This window comes from Priestia sp. FSL P4-0332 (genome assembly GCF_038005845.1).
In the GTDB taxonomy this organism is placed as follows: Bacteria; Bacillota; Bacilli; order Bacillales; family Bacillaceae_H; genus Priestia.
Map to the genome: position 1 here is coordinate 619730 of NZ_JBBOUA010000001.1, position 20408 is coordinate 640137.

Here is a 20408-nt window from a genome sequence, read left to right on the forward strand (position 1 = left end):
TCATTTCTATTATAGATTTCCAGCGACATTTTGATCATTTACGTCATTGTCTGACGTATTGGTTGAGCTCTGCTGATTCACAACATATAATCCGTCACCTGTATTAAACGAACCTGCGCCAGCAAATGTTTTAGCAGTGGAAATAGGGGCTATTGTATAAACATCTCCAATATGAAAGACGCTGGCTGAACCAACACTGTTAAGATTAACAACACCAACAATGGCAGGCATAGGCAAACACCCTTTTAATTTAGTCTAGTAACAGCATATGAAGCCTAGACAAAAAGGTGATTAATGCTTTTTCTTTATCTATATGCCGAGAGTAAGCAAAACATTAAAGAGAGGAATGGAAATAGTAAACATTGAAGAAAAACTTTTGCGTTCGATATAATGTGAAAGCAATAATGAAATAATGTAAGGTGTGAAAGAATGAAACGTTTCAAAATGAACGCAGCTGATAAAGAACAGCGTATTGAGGCAGCGGATGTATTAAAAGGAATCGCGCTTATTGGTATTTTGCTCATGAACATGCCGAATTTTTATTCACCTGCTTCCTATTACGACCATAATTTGTTGGACGGTTCAAGAATGAATTATGTTGCTAATGGATTAGTTGATGTAGTTGTAGGGCAGACAGGCTACGCGCTGCTCGCTATTTTGTTTGGATTTGGTTTTATGAAAATGTTCCAGCGTACATACGAAAGGCAAGTAAGCTTTACTCCTTTTTATGTACGAAGAATCACGGCTTTGCTTCTCATTGGGGCTATTCATGCTTTATTTATTTGGCACGGTGATATGATTGTGATGTACAGCTTCTTTGCTTTGATCATGCTATTTTTTCAAGAAGCAAAGAAAGAAGTGTTATTAGCGTGGGGAACCGGAATATTTAGCATTTATGCTGTGATTATGATTGTTATTTTAACAGCAGCGGCTTTGGTTAATGAAGGAGATACAGCAGCGGGAATTCACCAGCCTATTATTGACCAAGCGCTTCAAGCATATGGACACGGAAGTTTTGCGTCAATCTTTCATCAGCGCTTGCTTGATTGGTACTACGCGTATAATTTAAATACGGTTCCTTTTCTGTTTTTATCGCTATTTCCACTGTTTTTATTAGGCGGTTTTATGGCAAAAAGCGAGTGGTTCGAAGAAATAGAAGAATATATAGTGGAGACAAAGTGGCTTTGTCTTATTTCATTCATCGTGTATGCAGCATCATCTGTATTGCCGTATGTTTTAGATCACAATGTAGCGACATCTTATATTCACGATACAATCGGAGGAACGGCAGGAGCAATTTTTATTGTAACGTTGGTCACATTAGCTATGCGAAGTGTATCTATTCAAAAAGTCATGCAGCCATTTGCCTTTTTGGGGAGAATGATTTTAACTAATTATATTGTCCAGTCCATTGTATGTACATTTCTTTTTTACTCATATGGGTTAGGATACTATGGACATATTTCAATTGTAGAAGGCTTGGCTATTGCGGGGATTATCATTTTTGTTCAACTGCTGGGAAGCTGGATATGGATGAGCCTATTTTCAGATGGACCCCTTGAAAAACTCATTCGGTATGCTACTTATGGACGCAGCCGCTAAAAATCCTTTTCCTTCCTTATATCATTGGTGAAGGAAAGGTTTTCATGATATGATATTTTCAGAAAGGACGTGAGATAAATGGCTCCACTACATATTCATGTAACGCTTTGGACATTATTAATTATCTCGTTTGTGGTTTCGTTGATTTTACATCGAGCAGGTAAAGCTAAAGGTCAAAAAATCCTACATATGGTGGCGAGACTCCTATACTTATTAGTATTAGTATCAGGTCTGCATATGTTAGCAGCTTGGTACCATTTTCAAGGCGCAGCGCTCATTAAAGGGATTGCAGGCGTGTTAGTGCTTGTGGGAATGGAAATGGTACTTGTTCGTACTGAAAAAAGAAAGCGTACAGGCGTTGCTTGGGCAGTTCTTGTAATTGCGCTTATCTTAGTATTCTATTACGGATATGTCGTACTAGGATAAGAAAAAAGCTATCTTGGATAAGATAGCTTTTTTCTTTTGCTTTAATCTAAAAAAAGATTCATTGAACGTTCTCCATCATTAACGGTATATTCAAATCGATCTAGGTGATGCGTGCCTCGTTCGAATAAATGCTGAACGGCACAAATTTTTTCCTCATTGTCATAAATGATAAAATTAGCACCTTTTGTATCACCGTCTGTCGGTAAAAAACATAATGTGTTGTGACAGTAAATACAATCATAAAGAGAGAATTTTAATGAATTTAAGTGCTGAGTGAATGATAAAAAGGTCTCTTTCGGTAGTGATTGAAGAAGCTGTTCGTATGCATAAGGTAGCTTTTTAGTCAGTCTTAGCTTATCCCCATTTCGCAATAAATACGTTCCATCGTGAAGCTTTATTTGACGGTCATCAACCATAATGGCTTTTTCCCAGCGTGTATCAATAAGAAGTTCTAATGTATCATCCATTACTTCATGGAGCATGGAAGCTTCGTCACTTTCATCTTCAAAGAAAATCCACTGTGAATCAACACATTCAACCGTACCAATCACGAAGGAACGCGGCTGATTGTTCAGAGCTTGTTGTTTAGAATAATGATTCATAATCAAACCTCCGTGTGAAATTTATCCATATTTTTTTATTGCCTAAAAAAGCTCTCTTTATAACTCGAAAGTGAAAATAAAATATAAGGACAATTCAACTGTAACTATTGCGTGCATACAATGGCATTATTTCATTCATAAACAAGAGCGTGAAAGAAAGGATGATAAACGATGTGTGGTATAACGGGTTGGGTCGACTTAAAGCGATCGCTTTTAAATGAAACAGCAACAATAACAAAAATGGCTGACACTTTATCGAAAAGAGGTCCTGATGACACCAACGTATGGACACAGCAGCATGTTGCTTTTGGGCACAAACGCTTAGTTGTAGTAGATCCTCAAGGCGGAAGACAGCCGATGACAAGAGAAAAAAATGAACAGCGCTATACGCTTTGCTATAATGGAGAGCTTTACAACACGGAAGATATTCGGAAAGAATTACTAAAAAGAGGTTATCAATTTCAGGGACATTCAGATACGGAAGTACTTCTAACATCTTATATAGAATGGAAAGAATCATGCGTAGATCATTTTAACGGTATCTTTGCTTTTTCAATCTGGGACGAAGCCAATGAAAAGTTATTTATAGCACGCGACAGAATGGGAGTGAAGCCCTTATTCTATCGATCTTATGAAGGTGGAATTCAATTTGCATCGGAATTAAAAGCGATATTAGCTCATCCTGAGGTGAAAGCCGAAGTAGGATTAGATGGATTAGCAGAAGTGTTTGGCTTAGGACCTTCTCGTTCTCCCGGCCACGGCGTATTTAAAGAAATAAATGAATTGCGCCCGGCTCACGCCCTCACGCTTACGCGTAACGGGTTGAAGATTTGGCGATACTGGAACGTAAAAAGTGAGCAGCATACAGATGATTTAGGTGAAACTACAGAAAAAGTTAAATTTTTAGTGCAAGACGCGATTGTAAGACAGCTAGTGTCCGATGTCCCGGTTTGTACATTTTTATCAGGTGGAGTAGATTCAAGCGCCATTACAGCAATTGCTGCAAATGCGTTCAAAGAAAGCGGCAAGGGCTCTCTTCATACGTATTCTATCGATTATGAAGACAATGATAAATTTTTTAAAGCAAATGAGTTTCAGCCAAATTCTGATGGAACTTATATCAAGCTCATGTCGGATACGTTTCAAACAAATCATCACCGCTGCATTATTTCAACGGAGGACCTTGTGCAGCATTTAACAGAGGCTGTAGAGGTGAGAGACCTTCCTGGAATGGCTGATGTAGATTCATCGCTGCTTTGGTTTTGCCGCGAAATCAAACAAGATTTTGTTGTGAGCTTATCAGGAGAATGTGCGGATGAAATTTTTGGAGGATATCCGTGGTTTCACCGAAAACATGATTTGTCTTCGGATACCTTCCCATGGATGCGTTCATTAGATGCTCGAATTGATTTGCTGCAAAGTTCATGGAGAAAGAAATTACAGTTAGAAGATTATGTGCGTGCAAGATATGAAGAAACATTAAAGGAAGTGCCTGAATTAGAAGGTGAATCGTTAGAAGATGCGCAGCGAAGAAAGCTGTTTTATTTAAATCAGATTTGGTTTATGACAACTTTATTAGATCGTAAAGATCGTATGAGCATGGGCGCGAGCTTAGAAGTACGCGTACCTTTTGCAGATCATCGCCTTGTGGAATATGCATGGAATATTCCGTGGGAGATGAAAATGACGGGCAATAAAGAGAAGGGGATTTTACGAAAAGCGCTTGAAGGAATTTTGCCTCATGATGTTCTTTATCGCAAGAAAAGCCCTTATCCTAAAACGCATAACCCAGCTTATACAAAAGCTGTAACTGTATGGCTTCAATCTCTTTTACAAGATAAACAGTCACCTCTTCATGAATTTTTTGATAAGCAGCAGTTAAAGCATATTATTGATACAGGCGGAGAAGGATTTAAAGCACCTTGGTTTGGTCAATTAATGACAGGACCTCAGCTGCTAGCTCATCTAGCTCAAATTCACGTCTGGTTTACTCACAATAATATTCAAATTGTTGAATGACAGGACCCTCTCAGTACAGAGGGTTTTTTTTATGAAATAAGTCATCTGTTTCTCTTTTTTGTACGTTTAACTAGAGAAGAAGACCGCAGTCTATTTTTGTATAACTTTACATAGATATAAAATAAAAGCTTGAAAGCACCGAATAAAGGGAAAGTGTACTGAAACCCTGGAAAAATGGTACAAACGTCATGTTTTAATGGTTTAGTTATTGGTAATTTTATGATTCGAATAAAGACAAGCAGTTTATCGTTGTGTTTAATAATAAAGATTTGTATAATGTTTGTATAACTATTGTATAGGATTAGGAGTGTATGTATGCAAAAAAACGTAATCGTGATTGGAGCGGGTCCAGGAGGACTAGCGGCAGCGATGCTGTTAGCAAGTCATGGCTATAAAGTAGATGTATATGAAAAGCAAGGATACGTGGGCGGGCGAAATTCAGCGATTAAAATGTCAGGTTATACGTTTGATATGGGTCCTACATTTTTGAGCATGCCACAGATTTTTGAAGAATTATTTCAAGCTGCTAATCGCAATGCGCATGATTATATGGACTTAAAACGTCTAAATCTCATGTATGAGCTTATTTTCGATGATGCGCAGATTCAGATGACGGATAACCATAAAAAGATGAAAGAAGAAATCGAACGTTTATACCCAGGAAACGGAGAAGGCTATGAGCGCTTTATGAAAGACACCGAAGCAAAGATGGCGGCTTTGCTGCCTTTATTGCAGGGCGAGATGGATCGTTTTCATCACTATTTAAAGCCTGAAGCAATTCGAGCACTGCCGCATTTATCCTTAGGTAAAACGCTCTATGATGTACTTGGCAAGTATTTCACTGATGAGAAATTGAAATTAGCTTTTACTTTTCAATCTAAGTACTTGGGAATGTCCCCTTGGGAATGTCCAGGAGCCTTTTCTATTTTATCGTTTATGGAACACGCTTACGGTATCTTCCATCCGATAGGAGGAGTAAACCAACTATCTCAAGCAATGGCAAAAGTAGTGGAAGAACATCAAGGGCACATCCACTTAAACCAAGGTGTCCAAAAACTATGGATTGAAAATAAGAGAGTAAAAGGAATTATTCTAGAAAATGGAGAGCGAATAGGGGCAGACGACGTCATTATCAATGGAGATTTTGCTCATGCCATGACGAATTTAATAGATGAAGGTACCCTTAAAAAATATGCAGTTAAAAAACTTGAAAAGAAAAAATACTCTTGTTCTACTTTCATGATTTATCTAGGCATAGACAAACAGTACAAAGATCTGCCTCATCACACGATTGTGTTCGCTGAAGATTATAAAAAAAATGTAGAAGAGATCACAAAAACGCTAGCTCTTTCAGAGGACCCTTCTATCTACATCCAAAACCCAGGTGTAACAGACCCAACTTTAGCACCAGAAGGAAAGTCTGCTCTTTATATTTTAGCGCCGGTTCCAAATAATTTCAGCGGTGTAAACTGGGATGAAAAACAAAAAGATTTTCGGGATGCAGTATTAAAAATTGTAGAAAAGAAAACGGGTTTCAAAGATTTAGAGAGTCATATTGAAGTTGAAAAAATCATTTCACCAAAGCAGTGGGAAGAAGACGTGCTGGTCTATAAAGGAGCGACATTTAACCTTGGACATCAGCTCACTCAAATGATGGTGCTGCGTCCGCATAATAAATTTGAAGAATTAGAAAACTGCTGGCTAGTTGGAGGAGGAACTCATCCAGGAAGCGGTCTACCAACTATTCTCGAATCATCTCGCATTACGACAAAGCTCATCTTAAAAAGAGACGGACAATTACTGAATGAGCCGTTTAAAACCATGAAGGAAATGGAGAGTGCATTATGAGAACAGCAATTGTTGGAGGCGGCATAGGCGGTTTAATTACCGCTTTGTTATTAAGCAAACGAGGATTTTCTGTTGATATTTTCGAAAAAGAAAACAAGCTTGGCGGCCGGTTGGCGTTTGTAGAAAAAGACGGTTATAAAATTGATGAAGGTCCCACGATTGTCTTACTGCCTTTAATGCTTGAACGTATTTTAGATGAAGCAGGCATTTCTGCTTCTCAATATGAACTAATACGCTGTGATCCACTTTATGATATTCATTTTCCAGACGGTACGACCTATACAAAAAAAGCGACTGAAAAAGATCAGTTAGAGGAGATTAGCCGTTTGTTTCCAGGCGAAGAGCAAAACTACCGGCGTTTTATGACTGAATTAAAAAAGCGATTTGAATTAGGAAGTAAGGCATTTTTGGAAAAAACATTTGTAAATAAACGAGATTTTTGGACATGGCAAAACATCAAGGCATTAAAAAAAATGAATGCAAATAAATCAATGAGAAAATTTGTTTCAACGTATTTCCATGATGAACGTCTAGTAGATGCCTATTCCCTGCAATCTCTCTATATTGGAGGAAATCCTTATTCGGCGCCAGCTATTTATTCCCTTGTTCCTTACAGTGAGCATGCTCATGGCATCTATTACGTAAAAGGCGGATACGCAAGTCTTGTGCCACTTCTTGAAAAGGCGCTGATAGAGCAAGGTGTAAACATTCATTTGAATAAGGCGGTTCAAGAGCTTTCTATATCAGGAGACAAGACGGAAGGGGTTATTGTTGACGAAAAACTTTATCCGTTTGATCAAGTTGTTTTAAATGGCGACTTTCCTAATATGGCGAAAATTGCTCGAAAAAAAGAAAAGAAGTATGTGCCTTCGTCCAGCTGTCTGCTGCTTTATCTTGGTTTGAAGAGAAAATATGATCATCACAATGTGCATCAATACTTTATGGGCAATGATTTAGCTAAACATATGGAAGCAGTGTTTAAGCATAAAACGATTCCTGAAGATCCCGCTATTTATACATTTAATCCCTCTGTTATTGATCCATCGTTAGCCCCTGAAGGGAAAAGTGTGCTATATGCACTTGTACCGGTTCCATCAGGTGGCCACATTGATTGGAGCAATCAGCAAGATTTTGTTGATGGAATCATTCGAACTTTAGAAGAAAAAGGGTTTGAAGAGCTTTGTAAAGAAATAGAGTGGGTAAAAGTACGCACGCCAAATGATGCTCAAGCATTTGGACTTTACGAAGGAGGAAGCTTTGGTATTGCTCCTGAGCTGTTTCAATCGGGCGTATTCAGACCCCAGTACCAGCCGTACGAATATAAAAATGTTTTTGCGGTCGGAGCATCTATTCATCCAGGCGGAGGCGTGCCAATTGTTATGCAAGGAGCAAAAATGTTAGCTGATCATCTTATTGAACAATCATCTGTTCAAACGGTTGCAAAGCTTTCTTAAGATCTTGTAAGCCATAAGGAAATGATGGTTTATCCTTTAATAGAGAAAGGGGTCCTATATGATGAACATTTCGTTAGACAAAGCGTACAATCAGTGTGAAGAAATTATTAAAGAAAACTCAAAAACGTTTTACAAAGCTTTTTCCATGCTGCCGTCAAAACAAAGAAAGGCAGTATGGGCAGTATATGCATTTTGCCGTCAAGTCGATGATATTGTAGATGAAGGATGCAACCCTGAAATAGAGCTGCAGCAATTCGAATCAGAATTTGCCCGATTTAAAAATGGAGAACTATTAAACGAAAGCGCCATGTGGGTAGCTCTGCGCAATGTATTTGAACAATATGAGATGAATGTTCAAGCGTTTGATGATATGATTACCGGCCAGAGAATGGATTTAGTAAAAAAAGAATACGATACGCTTGATGAAGTGAAAACATACTCTTATCACGTAGCGAGTACGGTAGGGTTAATGCTTTTACCGATTTTAGCTCCAACTACTCATAAAGAATTAGAAGAAGAAGCAGTTGCATTAGGCATTGCGATGCAGCTGACCAACATTTTAAGAGACGTTGGGGAAGACTTAGAGCGAGGGCGCATTTATTTACCGAAAGACCTTATGAATTCTTACGGATATACGCGCATGCTATTAGAGAACCGGTGGGTCACTTCTGAATTCATAGAGATGTGGGAGCACCTGGCCAAAGAAGCGGAAATGTATTATATAAAAGGACTTCAGTCGATTCATAAATATCCGGTGGCTTCTCGTTTGCCTCTTACAGGAGCGGCGCATTTATACCGAGCGATTCTTGATAAAATTCGAAAAGAAAATTATGACGTATTTACAGAAAAGCACTTTGTCACAAGTCAAGTGAAAAAGAAAATTATGACATCTATTTCTACGGGGTAACGCAAAGGAATTACTTTTCCTTTGCGTTACTTTTTTTTGAAAAGGTATGAAAGCGTTAACTATTATGTAAATAAGAAAAAAGTCTCATTTTTATCACGTATTAACTTGGATATTCAGAAAATTACCCATATGATAATATAAATAACATTAAAGGACATAATATTCTACTTGGCGCATTAGGTGTATTTATCCTCCGGTTTGGATGGTTTGGATTTAATGGAGGAAGTACATTAGCAGCGGATCCTGCCCTTGTACCAGGAATCATCGCAACTACATTAATGTCTGGGTCATGCGGAGTCCTGTCTTCTGCTTTATATACAAAGTTTCGCTACAAACGTATTGACGCTAGCTTAACATTAAACGGTGCCTTAGCTGGACTTGTAGGGATTACAGCTGGAACAGCAAACGTATCGATTCCAGGTGCGATCGTCATTGGGCTAATTGCAGGAATTATTCTAGTAGAAGCTGTGCATTTTATCGATAGCAAAATGAAGTTAGATGATCCAGTTGGTGCTATTACTGTTCATGGAATTTGCGGTATTTGGGGGACGTTAGCAGTGGGACTGTTTGATACAGCTAATGGTTTATTTTATGGCGGTGGCGTACAGCTATTAGGTATTCAAGCTCTTGGAATTATAGCTGTGATGGGCTGGACAATTGGAACGGTTGGGTTATTCTTATTTGTTCTCACGCGTTTTTCTTCTATTCGAGTATCAAGCGAAGAAGAAATTGCTGGTTTAGATTTTGCTGAACACGGTTCATCCGCATACGAATTTCTTGAAAGTTTCGTAGCGACAGGAGATGGTAACCTTCATCCTGAATTTGGTGTTGGATTGATTGATCGATTAAATAAAGTTGGTAAAGTATCGGATAAACCTCATATATCGAACGTAAATGAGACGGTATAGCAGTATATAGATGGAAAAAAGTGATTAAAAGTAAAAACTTTTAATCACTTTTTTTGTTTTTATCAACTTATTTAACAATAATGTAAGCGTTAACGTTATAATGGAAACAAAAGTGAGTTTGAAACAGTTCGTCTATAGGAGGGGAATAGATGAAATGGAAAAGGACAAGTATGCTACTTATACTATTATTGCTTTTTGGAAGCAGTGCCTCAGCGCAAGATCATAAAGATATACGTGATGAGGTAATATACTCATTGATGATCAACCGTTTTTATAACGGAAGTGAACAGAATGATCGAAATGTTAACTATGAACGCTCAGATGCCTATTATGGAGGCGATTTACAGGGAATAGCACAAAAGTTAGACTATATTCAAGAGATGGGATTTACCGCTGTTTTATTAACTCCTTTTATGGAAAATGATGAGACAGGCTATCATGGATATGCGGTGACCAACCATTATAAAATAGACGATCATTTTGGAACGTTAAAAGACTTACAAAATCTTGTGAAGAAAGCACATGAGCGCAATATAAAAATTATGGTCGAATTTCCTTTGACAATCAGTAACAATCATACCTGGGTAGCAGATAAAGGAAAACAAACATGGATAAGTAATGAATCCGGTACAGATAACGAAGTAATTAAAGCATTGCCTCACCTTAATTTAAAAGAAAGTGCTGTGCAGAAATACCTTATTAAAAATGCTGCTTGGTGGAGCAAACAAGCAGATATTGACGGATATTACGTTAAAGATATCGATCAAGCTCCTTCTGCATTTATTTCATCCTTTTCTAAGACGCTAAAAAGCATGGATCCTTCTTTTCTATTAATAGGAGAAATAAACGGGCAACCATTAAAAAAAAATGAGCAGGCTGATTCGTTAGGAGTAGATTTGCTTGTAGATAGAACGCTAGCCGAAGCCACTGCTGCTACGTTTAGCGGTACTAATCGTCCGCAGAAAATGTTGTATGACAAGTGGGGGAAAAGAAGTAATCAGCCTTTAGCCAATTTTTTAGATGATGTTCATAGCACACGTTTTACAGCACAAGCATTAAAGAGTGAAAATCATCCTGGAGCCCGAACAAAGCAAGGGCTTTCCTACCTTTATACTTCGCCGAGTGTACCAATCGTTTTTTATGGAACGGAAATTGCGCTGAATGGGGGAAAGGGAGCAGAAAATTATGGCATGATGAATTTTTTAGCTAATCCCGATATTATAGATCATTTAAAAAAACTGGCTGAACTTAGAGCAAAGTCGCCTTCTCTTCGAAAAGGAAGCTTTACCCTTGTGTCTGAGCAAAAAGGTGTGGCTGTATACAAGAGAAGGTATAAGGACGAAACGACGTTTGTTGTGATTAATAATACAAAGGAAACGTCGGTCATTAATGTCCCGCTTAAAAAAGTTGGAAAAGAAAATGAACTAAGAGGGTTAATAACGGAAGGAATTATACGACCCGTTGACGATGTATACAACATTTCATCGGAGCCTGAGACCACAAATGTATATAAAGTAGTGAAAAAGTCAGGGTTTAATATTGGATATATCGCAGCGGTTGCTGCTGTTTATACGGGATTTGGCATCTTTTTGTACAAAGCATCTTCAAAAAGAAGAAAAGAAAAGAAAATTTCTCAATCTCGTAAAAAGGACAGCGCGTCGTAGTTGTCAAATTATATTGGATAAGTATTAATGAAGAAAACATAATTAAGAGGTGGAATTATGGGTGTAACAATAAAAGATGTGGCAAATTTAGCAAATGTAGCCCCTTCGACGGTATCTCGCGTCATTGCAGACAGCTCAAGAATTAGTGAAAAAACAAAACAGCGCGTGCGATCGGCTATGAAAGAACTTGGTTATCACCCAAATATTATTGCGCGAAGTCTAGCAAATCAAACGACAGAGGCAGTCGGCCTAGTGATGCCGAGCTCAGCAGACAAGGTGTTTCAAAATCCATTCTTTCCCGAAGTGCTAAGAGGAATCAGCACCGGAGCTCACGAAAACAAAAGAGCGATTTATATGTCCACTGGAGAAACGGAAGAAGAGATTTTTGCAGAAGTTGTTCAAATGGTACAGGGGAGACGAGTGGATGGATTAATTTTGCTGTACTCCAAAGTTGATGATCAAGTACTTTCTTATTTGCAAGAACAGAGCGTGCCGTTTGTAGTTATTGGAAAGCCGTTTAAACATAGTGAAAGCATCACGTTTGTTGATAATGATAATTTTAAAGCTGGAAAAGAAGCGACGGAATATTTAATTGAATCTGGGCATGAGCGTATTGCTTTTATTGGCGGAAGTCTTGAATTAGTCGTTACCATTGACCGTTTAACAGGCTATGATAAAGCGATTCAAAAAGCAAACATTCCTTACCGGGACGAGTATGTGATTCATGAAGAATTTCTACAGAAGGGAGGAAAAGAAGCTGTTTGCGAACTTTTATCTCTAAAAGAACGTCCAACGGCTCTGGTAGTAGCAGACGATCTAATGGCATTAGGCGTTTTAAATACATTGGATGAAATGGGGATTTCAGTTCCTGAAGACATTTCGATTGTCAGTTTTAATAATGTTCTGATCGCCGAAATGGCTAGACCTGCTCTCACATCTATTGATATTAATATTTTTGAACTTGGTTATCAGGCTGTACGCTGCTTGATTAAGCAGATTGAAACGCCATATGCTGTTGCAGAACAAGTGCGCGTTCCTCACAAAATGATTAAAAGACAGTCCTGTAAAACTATTCAAATGACGAAGAGATAACTTTATATACAAATAGAAAAGAGGCTGGAACAAAAGTATTGTAGTTGAAGGAAGATCCGAACGAGTTTGATTCTTGATGGAGAATCAAACTTGTTCGGATTTTTTCGTTGGGAGGGTAAACGTAGGTAGCTGCTTCTTAGCTGTTGATTGGGTTGATTTAGGTATGTCTCAATATATTCTTTATGCCAAAGATATTGGCGTTTGAAGTGCAAAAAAAATATACACATGCCAATTATTTTTTCCTTTATCAAAAAGAAAGAAAGAATGATATAAGTGGTGAAAACCTTGATGACAAATAGGCTGTAAAGTTTTATTAAAAGTTGGCACGCTATTTGCATAACTATAAAGTAAACAAAGATTTGCATACTAGGAGGTATATATCATGGTAGTTTCTTATTCTCATGAACCATTTACAAATTTTAAGGAAGAAAACAATAAAAAGGCATTTCAAGAAGCATTAACATATGTAAATACACAGCTTGGCAAAACGTACCCACTTGTGATCGACGGTGAAAAAGTGGAAACTGAAGAGAAAATTACGTCTGTTAACCCAGCGAATATAAAAGAAGTGATTGGATATGTCTCTACAGTAAATAAAGATCTAGCAGAGCAAGCGATGCAGTCAGCTTTAAAAGCTTTTGAAACGTGGAAAAAATGGAAAGTAGAACATCGAGCAGATATTCTTTTCCGTGCAGCGGCCATCATCCGTCGCAGAAAGCATGAATTTTCTAGCTATCTTGTAAAAGAAGCAGGAAAGCCTTGGAACGAAGCAGATGCTGATACAGCAGAAGCAATTGATTTTTTAGAGTACTATGCACGTCAAGTCCTGACGTTAAAAGATGGTTCTCCAGTACAGAGTCGAGACGGTGAGTATAATCAGTACAATTATATTCCGCTTGGCGTAGGTATTATCATTTCACCATTTAACTTCCCGTTAGCTATCATGGCTGGAACAGCAGTAGCAGCTATCGTAACAGGCAACACGATTTTATTAAAGCCAGCTGATGCCACTCCTGTAGTAGCAGCGAAATTTGTAGAAGTAATGGAAGAAGCAGGTTTACCGAAAGGCGTATTAAACTTTATTCCTGGTGCTACACCTGAAATCGGTGACTACTTAGTTGAACATCCAAAAACACGCTTTGTTTCATTTACCGGCTCGCGCGCAGTAGGTTGCCGCATTTACGAAAGAGCAGCAAAAGTACAGCCGGGCCAAAAATGGCTAAAACGCGTTATTGCTGAAATGGGGGGAAAAGATACGGTGGTTGTAGACAAAGATGCGGATCTTGATTTAGCTGCTTCTTCAATCGTATACTCTGCATTTGGTTTTGCAGGGCAAAAGTGCTCCGCTGGTTCGCGTGCTGTTGTGCATCAAGATGTGTATGATGAAGTGCTTGAAAAAGCAGTTGCGCTAACAAAAACATTAACTGTTGGAACCCCGGAAGAAGTTTCAACTTATATGGGACCTGTTATTCACGAGGCGTCGTATAACAAAGTATTATCGTATATTGAAATTGGAAAAGAAGAAGGACGGCTTGTTGCGGGAGGAGAAGCAGACAATTCAACTGGATACTTTATTCAGCCAACTATTTTTGCGGATGTAGATGAAAAAGCTCGTCTCATGCAAGAAGAAATTTTTGGTCCGGTAGTAGCATTCTCTAAAGCGCGAGATTTTGATCATATGATGGAGATTGCAAACAATACAGAATATGCATTAACAGGCGCTTTATTATCAAACAACCGCGAGCATATTGAGCGCGCTCGTGAAGAGTTCCATGTTGGAAATCTGTATTTTAACAGAGGATGTACGGGAGCGATTGTTGGTTACCAGCCTTTTGGCGGATTTAATATGTCAGGAACGGATTCAAAAGCAGGCGGACCGGATTATCTTGTTCTTCACATGCAAGCAAAAACAACATCTGAAACATTCTAATTGGAAAATAAGGAGGAGTAAATATGACAACTGAAACACAAAAAACGGTGAAAATCATTGAGCAAACAGAAAAATTTGGGGCACACAACTATCATCCGCTGCCGATTGTAATTGAAAAGGCAGAAGGCGTATGGGTACATGATCCAGAAAATAATAAATATATGGATATGCTAAGTGCTTATTCCGCTGTTAACCAAGGACATCGTCATCCAAAAATTATTGAAGCATTAAAACGTCAAGCTGATAAAGTAACGTTAACGTCACGAGCGTTTCATAATGATCAGCTTGGTCCATGGTATGAAAAGATTTGTAAATTAACAAATAAAAATATGGCTCTTCCAATGAATACGGGAGCAGAAGCGGTGGAAACAGCCATTAAAGCTGCACGCCGCTGGGCTTACGATGTGAAAGGCGTTCCTGAAAATCAAGCACAAATCATCGCATGTGTGGGCAACTTCCACGGTCGTACAATGACAGCTGTTTCCTTATCGTCTGAAGCAGAATATCAACGTGGTTTTGGACCGATGCTTCCAGGGCTTCAAACCATTCCTTATGGTGATTTAGAAGCGTTAAAAGCTGCTATTACACCAAATACAGCCGCATTTTTAATTGAGCCAATTCAAGGTGAAGCAGGTATCGTTTTACCTCCAGAAGGCTTCTTAAAAGCTGCAGCTGATTTATGTAAAGAACATAATGTGCTATTTATTGCTGATGAAATCCAAGTTGGCTTAGCGCGTACAGGCAAAATGTTTGCTTGTGATTGGGAAGGCGTAGAACCAGATATGCTGATTTTAGGTAAAGCGCTTGGAGGAGGAGTTTTCCCTATTTCTTGCGTAGTCGCTAACGAAGACATTTTAAGTGTCTTTAACCCTGGCTCTCATGGTTCAACATTTGGAGGAAACCCGCTTGCTTGTGCCGTATCATTAGCTGCTTTGGAAGTAATTGAAGATGAAGAACTTCCAGCGCGTTCATTAGAATTAGGTTCTTATTTCAAGCAGAAGCTCCAAAGCTTAAGCAATCCAGTTATTAAAGAAGTGCGCGGCCGAGGTCTATTCATCGGGGTAGAATTACACGAAGAAGCTCGTCCTTATTGTGAAAAATTAAAAGACCAAGGTTTGCTTTGTAAAGAAACGCACAGTACGGTTATTCGTTTTGCTCCGCCGCTAACGATTTCAAAAGAAGAGTTAGACTGGGCAATTGAACGAATTGAAAAAGTATTTGCTGAGTAATCGGTTTAAAATAAATAAAAATAGTACGATATGTATATATCGTACTATTTTTATTCATATGCAGCTAAATGACGTTTTTATTTGATAGGCAGGAGGAATAGAAGTGTATATCCAACTCTCACAGCTAAGCATGGAAGAGCAAGTTGAATGTTTAACAAAGGCGTTAGTGAAAATCAAAAGTATCAATGGGACAAGCGGCGAAGTAAAGATTGCTGATTTCATTAAAAACACGCTTCAAAGTTTTCCTTATTTCAAAGAAAATCCCCTTCACGTTTGGGAACAGAAAATTAATGGCGATACGCTAGGTAGAAAAAATGTATTTGCTTTTATTCAAGGCAGCAAAAAAAATGCTCAAACAATGATTTATCACGCTCACTTAGATACGGTTGGCATTGAAGATTTTGGTCCATTAAAAGACATAGCATTAGACCCAGAAGAACTTCAGCGCTATTTCTCTATGCATAACATTAATGAAGATGTACAGCGAGATGCTCGCTCAGGTGAATGGATGTTTGGAAGAGGAGCCGTTGATATGCAAAGTGGAATTGCTGTACATTTAGCCAATGTGCTGCATTTTACTAAGCATCCAAATAAATTAGAAGGAAACGTCCTTTTTATGGTCAACCCAGATGAGGAAAGTCAGCATGCTGGAATTATTTCTGCTGTTTCTGAACTGAACCGTTTGAAAAAAGAAAAAAATCTTTCATATGTAGCAGCGATTAATACCGACTTTATTACACCTCTTTACGATGGAGATTCCACGCGCTATATTTATACAGGAGCCGCTGGGAAACTGCTTCCATGTTTTTATATTTACGGAAGGGAGGTACACGTAGGAGATACGCTTGCTGGTATAGATCCTAATTTGATTGCATCTGAGATTACGGGAAGCATCCATAACAATATTAATCTAGCTGAAAATATTGAAGGAGAGCTGGTACTGCCACCTTCCTGTCTGTATCAACGAGATAATAAAGAGGCTTATAATGTGCAAACTGCTGTAAGCAGTCATTTGTATTTTAACTATTTCATCTATGAACGAACGGCAAAAGAAGTGATGAGTCAATTAATTGGATTATCAATCGAAGCATGTGAAAAAGTGGAGAAAAAACTTTCTGATTATTACGAACTTTTTGTTCGGAGAACGAATTTACCAAAGCGAAACTTGTCTTGGAAAGTGGATGTTGTGAGTTTGGAAGATTACCTGGAAGAATTGGATCAAAAAGGGATAAATGCTCAGGCTTGTATTGAACGAGCTTTCGAACAGTATGCGCATTTAGAACTTAGAACAAGGTGCTTTAAAGTAATTGAAGAACTTCAAAAGTTAGATCCGCATCAAAGTCCGCGCGTAATTGTCTTTTTTGCACCGCCTTACTTGCCTCATAATCACTTGAAGAAAGACGAAAGCAGAGATCAGCAGCTTCTTTATCCCTTGCAAGCAGCTGTGGAGAAGGTTGGAAAACAGACGGGAGAGACGTTTCAGTTTAAAAAATTTTTTCCCTACCTAGCAGATGGCAGCTTTTTATCTCTTCATGAGACAGATGAGGAAATCGATGCTTTTACACGTAACTTTCCGGGGTGGGGGATTGCAGGGGCGATTCCTTTCCGTGAAATTCGAGAGTTAAATATTCCGTCCATCAATATAGGAGTATATGGGAAAGACGGACATAAGTGGACAGAGCGAGTGTATAAGCCTTATTCGTTCGGAGTTCTTCCTAAGTTGATTCAAGAAACAACTGTTCAGATGCTAAAAAGTAGGAATGCTTGTACAAACCACATATAAGAAAATGAAGAACGGAGGTACCGATGAATAGACATACAGAACAAAACCAATTACAGAGAACAATGAAAAGCAGACATTTATTTATGATTGCGTTAGGAGGCGTGATTGGAACAGGCCTATTTTTAGGTTCGGGTTTTACTATTAGCCAGGCAGGGCCGGGAGGAGCCATTCTTGCATATATAATAGGCGGCTTCCTCATGTACTTAGTTATGCTTTGTTTAGGAGAGCTAGCGGTAGCAATGCCGGTTTCAGGTTCCTTTCAAGAATACGCTACAAGGTTTTTAGGACCTTCTACAGGCTTTATGATTGGATGGCTGTACTGGTTCAGCTGGGCAAATACGACAGGGCTTGAATTTACGTCAGCAGGAATTTTAATGCAGAGATGGTTTCCTGATGTACCTGTATGGTCTTGGTGCTTGATTTTTGGCGTCATTACATTTTTAATTAACGCTCTTTCTGCTCGAAGCTATGCTGAAACTGAGTTTTGGTTTTCGAGTATTAAAGTTACGGCTATTATTCTATTTATTTTAATTGGAGGAGCTGCTGTCTTTGGTTTTATCGACTTCAAGGGAGGAGAACCCGCACCGTTTCTTTCGCATTTCACGCAAGGTGCAGGTCTTTTTCCAAATGGAATACTGGCAGTTCTATTGACTTTAGTAACGGTTAACTTTTCGTTTCAAGGAACGGAGCTTGTCGGCATTGCAGCAGGAGAAAGTGAAAGTCCTGAGAAAACGTTGCCGAGATCTATTCGAAACGTCATTTGGAGAACGCTGTTTTTCTTTGTGTTAGCTATGTTTGTTTTAGTCTCTATTCTGCCATACAAAACAGCAGGCGTCATTGAAAGTCCGTTTGTTGCCGTATTAGATCAAATTGGCATTCCATACGCAGCGGATATCATGAACTTTGTCATTTTAACAGCCGTTCTATCAGTGGCGAACTCCGGCGTTTATGCTGCTTCTCGTATGCTTTGGTCACTGTCAAACAGCAATATGGGGCCAAAATCTTTGAAGAAATTATCTTCAAAAGGTGTTCCAATTAACGCATTAATTGTGACAATGATTATTTCAGGGTGCTCGTTGATTACAAGCATCGTGGCTGCTGAAACCGTATATCTTTGGTTTATTTCGATTTCAGGAATGGTGACCATTATTGTTTGGATGTCCATTTGTGCCTCTCAATTTATGTTCCGCCGTCGTTTTTTAGCGGAAGGAGGAGACATAAAGGAACTGAAATTTAAAACGCCGCTTTATCCGTTCGTTCCTATTCTAGGTTTTTGTTTGTATGGACTTGTATTAATCAGCTTAATTTTTATTCCGGATCAACGAATTGGTCTTTACTGTGGTGTCCCTTTAATCATTGTACTCTACGTGTATTATCACGTAGGAATCAAGAAAAATATTGATCAAAAACAATCGGATTCACCGGTTTATAAAGCAAAATAAAAAAGAAGTGCACTGTGCACTTCTTTTTTATTTAGAGCGGATGTTTAATCGTTTCATACGATACTGCAAGCTTTGTCTGGTCAGCCCTAGTATCTTAGCACTTTTTGAGATGTTGTGTCTGTGTTGTTCAAGCGTTTGTTTAATACATTCTGCTTCGAACGCTAACAGCTGTTCCTTTAAAGGAAGAGAAGGGTGAAAAGCGCTTGGATAAGAAGGTGCGTCACTGCTTGCTTTATTTTCAAAATGTTCATGCTGCTTTAGCTGGAACTTCGTTCTGTATTGGAAAGGAAGGTGAGAATAGTGAATAACATCTTCGTCCATTACCAAGTTCATTGCACCTTCAATAATGTGTTCTAATTCCCGTACGTTCCCTGGCCATTCATAAGAGAGAAAAGAAGACATGACTTGGTGATCTACGGTTTTTACATTCATCTGAAACAAATCATTGTATTTTTTGATGAAAAACTTTGTCAATTCAATAATATCTTCTTTTCGTTCACGAAGAGGAGGAATAAAAAGCGTCACGACGCCAAGTCGATAATATAAGTCTTTGCGTAATCGGTTTTCTGCAATTGCATCGATTGGATCTTCATTCATGTTCGCGATCACTCGAACGTTAACCGGTTTGTCCACTGTATCCCCAATTCTTCGTACGGTTTTTTCCTGCAACACTCGAAGAAGCTTAGCCTGAAGATTTGGGTTTAACGAGTTGATTTCATCTAGCAGTAATGTGCCTCCTTGCGCTTGTTCGAAAAGACCAGGATTATCCATTGCACCTGTAAAAGCTCCGCGTTTCGTACCGAACAAAAGGCTTTCAATTAAATTATCCGGTAGCGCAGCACAGTTTTGTGAAATAAAAGGAGCAGAAGAGCGGCTGCTGCCATTATGTATGCTCTGAGCAAACAGTTCTTTCCCTGTGCCTGTTTCTCCAATAATTAAGACATAAGAAGGAGTTCTAGTTGCACGCTTGGCATCTTCAATCACATCGTGAACCGCTTGACTGCTTCCGATGATGCTATCAAACGTAAAGCGTGTGTTTCCTTTTTGCCTAATGTTTTGCCGGATTAGACGCTCTAGTTTCGTCACGTCCTGAGCAATTTCAACCGCTCCTTGAATGACCCCGTCTTTTAAAATAGGGAAGGTATTATTAATCGTCGTGATTTCTTGTCCTTGATTGTTGAAATACGTTTGCTTGACGTTAACCGTTTCTTTTCCTTTTTGCAGCGCCTGTACAAGTGTGCTTTGCTGATTTTCTTTGAACATAAACACATCTAACAAGTTTTTATGTAAAACGTCTTGTTCATCCATCAGCTCCATCTTTGTCATCTTTTCATTATAAATAATAGTTTTTCCTGTTTCATCGACCGCATGGATACCGGCATCGACTTTATTTAAAATGGTTTCATATATATGTTTAAGAGTGCTTAATGTATCGGTCATTCAAATACTCTCCTTTAGCGGTGTTCATATCTCTATTTAAACAAAAATAACTGAATTCTGAT

Annotated in this window: 15 protein-coding genes and 1 pseudogene; 13 read left to right on the forward strand and 3 right to left on the reverse strand. The window is 38.6% G+C overall.

Annotation, left to right across the window (positions count from 1 at the left end; all coding sequences use genetic code 11):
* Positions 1 to 9: 9 nt before the first annotated feature.
* On the reverse strand, positions 10 to 231 hold the full coding sequence (locus MKY06_RS03315; protein WP_013055358.1) for a spore germination protein: 222 nt from the start codon (positions 229 to 231) through the stop codon (positions 10 to 12).
* A gap of 198 nt (positions 232 to 429) precedes the next feature.
* On the opposite strand from MKY06_RS03315, the gene MKY06_RS03320 reads away from it, so the two are divergent.
* Positions 430 to 1602 carry a DUF418 domain-containing protein gene (locus tag MKY06_RS03320; RefSeq protein WP_098278223.1) on the forward strand — a complete coding sequence of 391 codons (1173 nt, stop codon included), beginning with the start codon at positions 430 to 432 and terminating at the stop codon, positions 1600 to 1602.
* A gap of 78 nt (positions 1603 to 1680) precedes the next feature.
* Positions 1681 to 2028 (forward strand): DUF1516 family protein, encoded by a 348-nt coding sequence (locus tag MKY06_RS03325; RefSeq protein WP_013055360.1) that lies wholly within the window; start codon positions 1681 to 1683, stop codon positions 2026 to 2028.
* Between the two features lie 41 nt (positions 2029 to 2069).
* Here the strand turns inward: MKY06_RS03325 and MKY06_RS03330 are convergent, their stop codons facing one another.
* Positions 2070 to 2630, reverse strand: a complete 561-nt coding sequence (locus tag MKY06_RS03330) for a DUF2777 domain-containing protein (RefSeq protein WP_013055361.1) — start codon at positions 2628 to 2630, stop codon at positions 2070 to 2072.
* Between the two features lie 171 nt (positions 2631 to 2801).
* On the opposite strand from MKY06_RS03330, the gene asnB reads away from it, so the two are divergent.
* The 11 genes and pseudogenes from asnB (at position 2802) to MKY06_RS03385 (ending at position 18906) form a co-directional block, all read left to right on the forward strand.
* Positions 2802 to 4649: an asparagine synthase (glutamine-hydrolyzing) gene (asnB, locus tag MKY06_RS03335; RefSeq protein WP_013055362.1), complete on the forward strand. Its 1848-nt coding sequence runs from the start codon at positions 2802 to 2804 to the stop codon at positions 4647 to 4649.
* A 315-nt stretch (positions 4650 to 4964) separates the two neighbouring features.
* Entirely contained in the window at positions 4965 to 6497 is a 1533-nt protein-coding gene (locus tag MKY06_RS03340) for a phytoene desaturase family protein (RefSeq protein WP_029324694.1), read from the forward strand.
* A complete protein-coding gene (locus MKY06_RS03345) occupies positions 6494 to 7951 on the forward strand; it encodes a phytoene desaturase family protein (protein WP_218812823.1) in 1458 nt (485 codons plus the stop codon). Before MKY06_RS03340 ends, MKY06_RS03345 begins: the two co-directional genes overlap by 4 nt.
* 58 nt (positions 7952 to 8009) lie before the next feature.
* A complete protein-coding gene (locus tag MKY06_RS03350) occupies positions 8010 to 8858 on the forward strand; it encodes a phytoene/squalene synthase family protein (RefSeq protein ID WP_016763013.1) in 849 nt (282 codons plus the stop codon).
* A gap of 122 nt (positions 8859 to 8980) precedes the next feature.
* Positions 8981 to 9766, forward strand: a pseudogene (locus tag MKY06_RS03355) (ammonium transporter); the annotation flags it as partial.
* Between the two features lie 149 nt (positions 9767 to 9915).
* Positions 9916 to 11430: an alpha-amylase family glycosyl hydrolase gene (locus tag MKY06_RS03360; RefSeq protein ID WP_013055368.1), complete on the forward strand. Its 1515-nt coding sequence runs from the start codon at positions 9916 to 9918 to the stop codon at positions 11428 to 11430.
* Between the two features lie 57 nt (positions 11431 to 11487).
* Complete coding sequence (locus MKY06_RS03365; RefSeq protein WP_013055369.1) at positions 11488 to 12522, forward strand: LacI family DNA-binding transcriptional regulator; 1035 nt, start codon at positions 11488 to 11490, stop codon at positions 12520 to 12522.
* Positions 12523 to 12904: 382 nt separating this feature from the next.
* On the forward strand, positions 12905 to 14452 hold the full coding sequence (gene pruA / locus MKY06_RS03370) for an L-glutamate gamma-semialdehyde dehydrogenase (protein WP_013055370.1): 1548 nt from the start codon (positions 12905 to 12907) through the stop codon (positions 14450 to 14452).
* Between the two features lie 23 nt (positions 14453 to 14475).
* Positions 14476 to 15681, forward strand: a complete 1206-nt coding sequence (locus MKY06_RS03375) for an ornithine--oxo-acid transaminase (RefSeq protein WP_194758032.1) — start codon at positions 14476 to 14478, stop codon at positions 15679 to 15681.
* A gap of 103 nt (positions 15682 to 15784) precedes the next feature.
* The gene (locus tag MKY06_RS03380) at positions 15785 to 17464 is read left to right on the forward strand and encodes a M20/M25/M40 family metallo-hydrolase (RefSeq protein WP_194758031.1); all 1680 of its coding nucleotides are present in this window, start codon (positions 15785 to 15787) and stop codon (positions 17462 to 17464) included.
* Between the two features lie 23 nt (positions 17465 to 17487).
* Positions 17488 to 18906 carry an amino acid permease gene (locus MKY06_RS03385; protein ID WP_013055373.1) on the forward strand — a complete coding sequence of 473 codons (1419 nt, stop codon included), beginning with the start codon at positions 17488 to 17490 and terminating at the stop codon, positions 18904 to 18906.
* Positions 18907 to 18933: 27 nt separating this feature from the next.
* Here MKY06_RS03385 and MKY06_RS03390 read toward each other — a convergent pair whose 3' ends face one another.
* Complete coding sequence (locus MKY06_RS03390) at positions 18934 to 20346, reverse strand: sigma-54 interaction domain-containing protein (RefSeq protein ID WP_340960233.1); 1413 nt, start codon at positions 20344 to 20346, stop codon at positions 18934 to 18936.
* Positions 20347 to 20408 lie beyond the last annotated feature (62 nt).